Here is a 6,230-nt window from a genome sequence, read left to right on the forward strand (position 1 = left end):
ACCCTCACTGCGTTCAGAACCCGCCGCCAGAAGTAGAATATCGTCAATATTCCAGATCGGGCTCCTGTGGGATGACTGAATTCTACAAAATAACCCAAAATTTCCTCAAGTGTGAGAAATTCGCGTCAATGGCAACGCGCGCCGGGGTTTCCCCCATGACAGCATTCTTGTACGCGGCGTCCTGCTCCTCGAACAGCAGTCGGCAGGGCATGGAGATGACTGCCGTGGGTATCCCTTCGTTCTGCAGGACGGCCCTGGCTTCCACCGCGAGATGCAATTCGGACCCCGTCGCCATAAGGGTCAGCGTGCGCGCTCCCCCCTCGGCCTCGTGCAGCACATAAGCCCCCCGGGCGGACCTGTTCTCGGTCCCGGCGTCCTTCCGCAGCAGGGGCATCGGTTGCCGCGAAAGGGCAAGCAGCGCGGCGCGGCGTGGCTGTTCGAGGATGAGTTCCCAGCACTCGGCCGTTTCCACGGGGTCGCCCGGTCGGTAGACGCCGAGATGGGGAATGGCCCGAAGTGCCGCAAGATGCTCGACTGGCTGATGGGTCGGGCCATCCTCGCCCAGACCGATGGAATCGTGCGTCATCACGAATGTCGTGCGAATGCGCATCATCGCCGCAAGACGGATTGCCGGACGGCAGTAATCGGAGAAGCACAGGAAGGTGCCTCCATAGGGGATCAGGCCACCATGGAGCGCGAGGCCGTTCATCGCCGCCGCCATGCCATGTTCGCGAACGCCATAGTGGATATAGGAGCCTGCATACTTTCCGGGTTCGATGTCGATCTGTCCGGTCGCCCTCGTGTTGTTGGATGGTGTCAGGTCTGCCGAACCGCCAAGCAATTCGGGGATGGCCGCGAACAGGTGGTTCAGTACGGCGCCACTCGCCGCGCGGGTTGCCATTTCCCTGCCGCTGTTGACGAACTCCGTCTTTGCGTCGGCTATCGCCTGCTTCCAGTTCGTCGGGAGCAGGCCGTCGTTACGGCGCTCGAACTCCTGTCGCAACGGTTCTGGGGCTGCTTTTACTCTTTCGGCCCACGTGGCGCGTGCCTCGGCGCCCTTGGCACCGATCGCACGCCACTCCTTCAAGAGGGCCTCAGGAATAACGAAGGCGGGTGAATTCCAGTTGAGGAGCTTACGGGCACCTGCGATTTCCTCCTCGCCGGGCGCGTCGCTATGGGCTTTCTGCGTGCCCGCCTTGGTCGGAAGGCCGAAGCCGATGATCGTCTTGCAGGCAATCATCGTCGGTTGGTCCGTCACCGCACGCGCCGTCATGATGGCGGCCCGGATCGCATCCGTGTCGTGACCATCAATCTCCAGGACGTGCCATCCGGAGGCCCTGAAGCGTTCCGGTTCATTGTCAGACACGGCAAGACGCGTTGCTCCGTCGATCGAAATCGAATTGTTGTCCCAAAAGGCAATCAATCGACCGAGCTTCAGGTGTCCGGCCAGCGAGATCGCTTCCTGGCTGATGCCTTCCATCAGGCAACCGTCGCCCATGAAAACGTAGGTGTAGTGATTGACCAGATCATCACCGAACGAAGCGTTCATGATGCGTTCGCCCAGCGCCATACCGACAGCTTCCGCAACACCCTGACCGAGAGGCCCCGTCGTAAGCTCGATACCATCGGCATGCCGATATTCCGGATGGCCCGGGGTCTTGCTGTTTACCTGACGGAACCGTCTGATTTCCTCGATCGGCATGTCTTTGTAGCCGGTCAGGTAGAGCAGGCTGTATAACAGCATCGAACCGTGACCGTTTGACAGAATGAAGCGGTCCCGGTCGATCCAGTGCGGGTCCGCGGCATCAAACTGCATGAACTCGCTGAAGAGGATCGTGGCGATATCCGCCATTCCCATGGGCGCGCCGGCATGCCCGCTCTGTGCCTGCTGCACCGCATCCATGGACAGGGCGCGAATACAGTCGGCCATGTCGCGAAGGTGCGGGTCGCGCGGCGTCGGAACGCTTTTGGGCGCGGAGACTGAGGGATCATTCATGGTTCATATCCTTCCGCATCGTCGGATCGGACGGATGCAGGATCCGATCCTGTGTAATGGAGGAATTTCCCTTTAACCTGATCGTGCACTCAAGTTATCTGTGTGCGCATGACTTCAAATTCGTGAAGCCAGACGCGCGTGCCTCCACATCCCCAACGCACGGACGGGCGAAGGCGTTTGCAGGCTCTGGCATCTGCTCGAAAATCCATAGGGGAGGCTCAAGGAGTGGCAGGCTGCCGCAACCCGAGACTTATCCTGCCTTTCCGTCATTCTTATCGCTACAAACCCCGGATATTGGAAATGATCCGCTGCCTCTGATATCCCGGTCATGAGAGCAGAAAGGAGAAACCGGTCATGGTCAGGACAATAGTGGTGCAGCCTCCTGGTGGGTTTGAGAATGTGACCATCACCGAGCAGGCGGAAAGGGCGCCTGCTCAAGGTGAGATCAGGGTAAAGCTGCATGCCTCATCGCTCAATTATCATGATTATGCCGTTGTAAGCGGCATGTGGGGGCCGAGTGTTCCGCGTATTCCCATGGCGGACGGTGCTGGCGAAGTGATTGAAGTCGGCGCAGGTGTTACGGAGTTCGCGCCCGGCGACAGGGTGGTCAGTACTTTCTTTCCTACCTGGCTTGCGGGCGCACCGCAGGTAATCGGATTTGCGACGGTGCCGGGCGATGGGATTGATGGTTATGCGCGCGAAGAAGTCACGGCGCCCGCGACCTCATTTACGCATGCCCCGCAGGGTTGGACCCATGCCGAGGCCGCGACACTGACCACGGCCGGCCTGACCGCATGGCGCTCCCTGTTCGTCGATGATCGGATCAAGCCAGGCGCTACCGTGCTGGTTCAGGGGACGGGTGGTGTATCTATATTCGCGCTTCAGTTCGCCAAGATGGCCGGGGCGACAGTGATCGCGACCTCGTCGAGTGACGAGAAGCTTGAGCGCCTGCGCGACCTTGGCGCAGATCACGTGATCAATTATCGGCACGATCCCGTATGGGGCAGGACAGCCTGGGAACTGACCGGCGGGAAAGGGGTCGACCATATTGTCGAAGTTGGCGGCCCCAGAACCCTTGAGCAATCAATGGAAGCCATCAGGGTGGGGGGACATATTTCCACCATCGGCATCCTTAGCGGGGTTTCAGGTCAGCTGGAAATTGTGCCGATGTTACTGAAGCAGTTCTGCCTGCAGGGTGTTCTTGTCGGATGTCGTGCGGATCAGCAGGCAATGATAAAGGCATTTGACAGCCATTCCATCCGGCCCATCATCGACCGTACATTTCCGCTGGAAAATATTGTGGAAGCCTTCAGATATCAGGAAAGTAATCGGCATTTCGGCAAGATATGCCTTGATTGCCAGAAATAAGCTAGGCCACTCTTTTCATTATGGACGGATTGATCCAGTCGAGAGGATCAATCCGTCCTTTTGGGAGAGAAAAGAAAGCGACAGTTCCACAAATCTGGCATTGGCCCAGTGCGGCCCATGGCGTTTGGGCCGACAGGAACGATCCGGACCTGTCTGGCGTTAACGTGGGGACAACTGCCCGTATGACCGGACAGTTCTTTTCGGTCGGACAGAAACCATGTCGAAGCCCGTTCTTGTTATCGGTGCGGGGCCCGTCGGCCTGACAATGGCTGCCGAACTGGTTCGCTATGGCATGCCGGTCAGGATTGTCGACAAATTGCCGACCCGCACCACCCAGTCCCGGGCCCTGGCCATCTGGTCCCGAACCCTCGAACTGCTTGAGGTCGCGGGCGGTGCGGACGCTTTTGTGGCCGCCGGACTACATGCAAAAGCCGTCAGTCTTCACGCCGGTCGCAGGACACTCGCCAGAATTCCGTTCGGGACAGTTGCCTCTCCCTTCAATTACCTGCTGATGATTCCACAGTCGGAAACCGAACGGTTGCTGGAAGAGCATCTCAGGACCCTGGGCGGAACTGTCGAGCGCGGAACTGAACTGACGGACTTCGTTGACAGGGATGACGGTGTTTCATGCACGCTCAGCCATGCTGGCGGCAGGACGGAGACGCTGGAGGCAGCGTGGCTTATCGGTTGTGATGGTGCGCATTCCTTTGTGCGCGGCAGACTGGGCCTGCCATTCGAGGGGGATACGCTGCGTACGGGGTTTGTCATTGCCGATGTGCGCGTGGCGGGTCTTGCCATTCCGCCTGACGAACCGGCGATTTTCTGGCACCCCGATGGGGCTGTCATGTTCTTTCCGATATCGCGGGACCGTTATCGGATCATCGCCGATCTTGGATCGGTTGCAGTACATATGCCGGACCTTGGGGAAATGCAGGGGATCGTCGAGCGGCGGGGGCCAGGCGGGATCCGCCTGTCCGATCCGGTGTGGCTGTCGGATTTCGGGGTCAATGAACGCAAGGTCCATGATTATCGCAGGGGGCATGTGTTTCTGGCCGGCGATGCGGCCCATATCCACAGTCCGGCGGGCGGTCAGGGCATGAACATGGGCATGCAGGATGCCTTCAACCTCGCCTGGAAACTGGCGCTTGTGGCGCAGCAGGCAGCCAGGCCGTCTTTGCTGGATAGTTACAGCAGCGAACGCAGCGGTGTGGCGCGGCATATACTGGCGGAGTCTGGCCGTATGACCCGAATGGTCCTGCTCAGGCCACATCTGGCGCAGCGGGTGCGCAACCTTGTCGTAAAACAGGTTTTCAGGATTCCGGCGATCCGTCACGCCGTCGCCAGTCGACTGTCCGGCATCCTGATCGGCTATCCTGACAGCCCGCTCAATGGTGGGACATCGCGTGGTCTGCGCGGCCCCGGACCGGGACAACGCCTGTGTCTGGAACGATGTTTCAGGAGTGACGATACGCCCCGCTTCGTGCTTGCTGCCACGGACAGTGCCGAGGCGCGGGGCATGATCGCGCGTCATTCATCCTTGCTGATGCCCGGAATGTGCCCGCCACCGGATGAACATGGTATCTGGCTGGTGCGGCCTGATGGTTACGTCGCCGTTGTCGCGAAACGTGGGAACTGGACGGAAATCGAGGCCGCCCTGAATGGCATGGCAGCAGAAGCCTCATCATCAAGGTAAAGCAGCAGGACGGGACGGGAAGGCATGCGGCCTGACAATGCCAGGCCGCCGCTGGCCTTACAGGGGCCTGCCGCGATGGGTGTCCTCATCCGGGGTCACTGCATGCGTGTCCACGGCAGGGACAAGGTCCGGGGCGCGTGTGTCTTTACGCTCGGTTTTCCCAACCGATACGGGTGCTGCAAGGGCCGCACAGGCATTACCTCCCGTGCTGGATGTATGAATGACCGGCGCAGATCGGCCATTGGATGTCATCGTGACGGTCTGCGTGCAGGATGCGTTCGGGCCGCCGATGCTGACGACCTCGAAACCCTGCCACGACGCACTCTGGTTCGTCGCATTGTGGTCAACGGCCGGCATAGTGTGCAGGGGGCGGTTCAGGTGCGCCAGCAGTTCGCGGTGGGTCGCCTCCATGGCGGCCATGTCCCGCGCCATCATACGATCAAGGGCATCGAACATCGCGATGTCGGAGCTCTCGGCGGCGTCGGAGATGTCGGGGGCCGGAACCAGAATGCCAACCTGATGTCCCCGTGCGTCAACAACGCGCAGCGTATCCTGTGCCTGTGCTGGCATCGTAGCCGCGCCGAGAGCAAGCGTGGCGACCAAGGCGCCAGATCGAACCATCTGAGAAAAATGCATCTTGGAATCCTCAGTGTCTGATGAGCAGTGTCGGACGACGCAGGAAATATGGTGCGTCAAAAATGCTTCGACAAGGGTTGGCGTGCGCAGGTCTCTGGGGAGAGGGGCATCACGAAGCTCCCGGTAAAGAGCGGATATTTCATATAGAATATAAGAATGTCACATATTTTCAAATGAAGTAATCAATATGATAAATATAAAAGATAAGAAAATGGTATGGTTTTATATTTTATATTCACCTGTGCAGGAGAATATTTGATTTCCCTCATGGTTGATCACGTGGAGGAGAGCGACGGTCCTTCCTGACGGGAGCCGGCCCTGCTTGCCGGTTTCTGAGAGAAAGAGGATCTGGTTCATCATGCCGAAGAATGTCGTAAATCCCGAATTTCTTCCGATTTTGGAGAAGATGCCTGAGGTGGTCCCGTCCGTTCGGACAGTTTTGCGGGCTTGATAAGCTATACCCGGTTGTTGTTATGCCGCCCTTCTGACGGCGTTGCTGTTGGCCATCTGGTCCGGGGTTAACCCCGGACCAGATGG

General features: G+C 59.0%; 4 protein-coding genes. 2 read left to right on the forward strand and 2 right to left on the reverse strand.

The features are described 5' to 3' along the window. Positions 1–82: 82 nt before the first annotated feature. A complete protein-coding gene (gene tkt, locus KMAL_RS15750; protein WP_239020181.1) occupies positions 83–1,996 on the reverse strand; it encodes a transketolase in 1,914 nt (637 codons plus the stop codon). 354 nt (positions 1,997–2,350) lie between these two features. Here tkt and KMAL_RS15755 point away from each other — a divergent pair, with 354 nt between their 5' ends. Together KMAL_RS15755 and KMAL_RS15760 are read left to right on the forward strand one after the other, a co-directional pair. Beyond that, a complete protein-coding gene (locus tag KMAL_RS15755) occupies positions 2,351–3,364 on the forward strand; it encodes a zinc-dependent alcohol dehydrogenase family protein (protein ID WP_110096446.1) in 1,014 nt (337 codons plus the stop codon). Positions 3,365–3,581: 217 nt separating this feature from the next. Then, on the forward strand, positions 3,582–5,057 hold the full coding sequence (locus KMAL_RS15760; protein WP_110096447.1) for an FAD-dependent monooxygenase: 1,476 nt from the start codon (positions 3,582–3,584) through the stop codon (positions 5,055–5,057). 57 nt (positions 5,058–5,114) lie between these two features. On the opposite strand, the gene KMAL_RS15765 is transcribed toward KMAL_RS15760, so the two are convergent. Continuing rightward, on the reverse strand, positions 5,115–5,678 hold the full coding sequence (locus tag KMAL_RS15765) for a hypothetical protein (RefSeq protein ID WP_146044249.1): 564 nt from the start codon (positions 5,676–5,678) through the stop codon (positions 5,115–5,117). Positions 5,679–6,230: the final 552 nt, after the last annotated feature.

It is taken from the genome of Novacetimonas maltaceti (genome assembly GCF_002906255.1).
Classification (GTDB): domain Bacteria; phylum Pseudomonadota; class Alphaproteobacteria; order Acetobacterales; family Acetobacteraceae; genus Novacetimonas; species Novacetimonas maltaceti.

Coding starts and splice junctions, on each gene's coding strand:
- tkt (WP_239020181.1), bottom strand. CDS start 1,996: ATGAATGATCCCTCAGTCTCCGCGCCCAAAAGCGTTCCGACGCCGCGC.
- KMAL_RS15755 (WP_110096446.1), top strand. CDS start 2,351: ATGGTCAGGACAATAGTGGTGCAGCCTCCTGGTGGGTTTGAGAATGTG.
- KMAL_RS15760 (WP_110096447.1), top strand. CDS start 3,582: ATGTCGAAGCCCGTTCTTGTTATCGGTGCGGGGCCCGTCGGCCTGACA.
- KMAL_RS15765 (WP_146044249.1), bottom strand. CDS start 5,678: ATGGTTCGATCTGGCGCCTTGGTCGCCACGCTTGCTCTCGGCGCGGCT.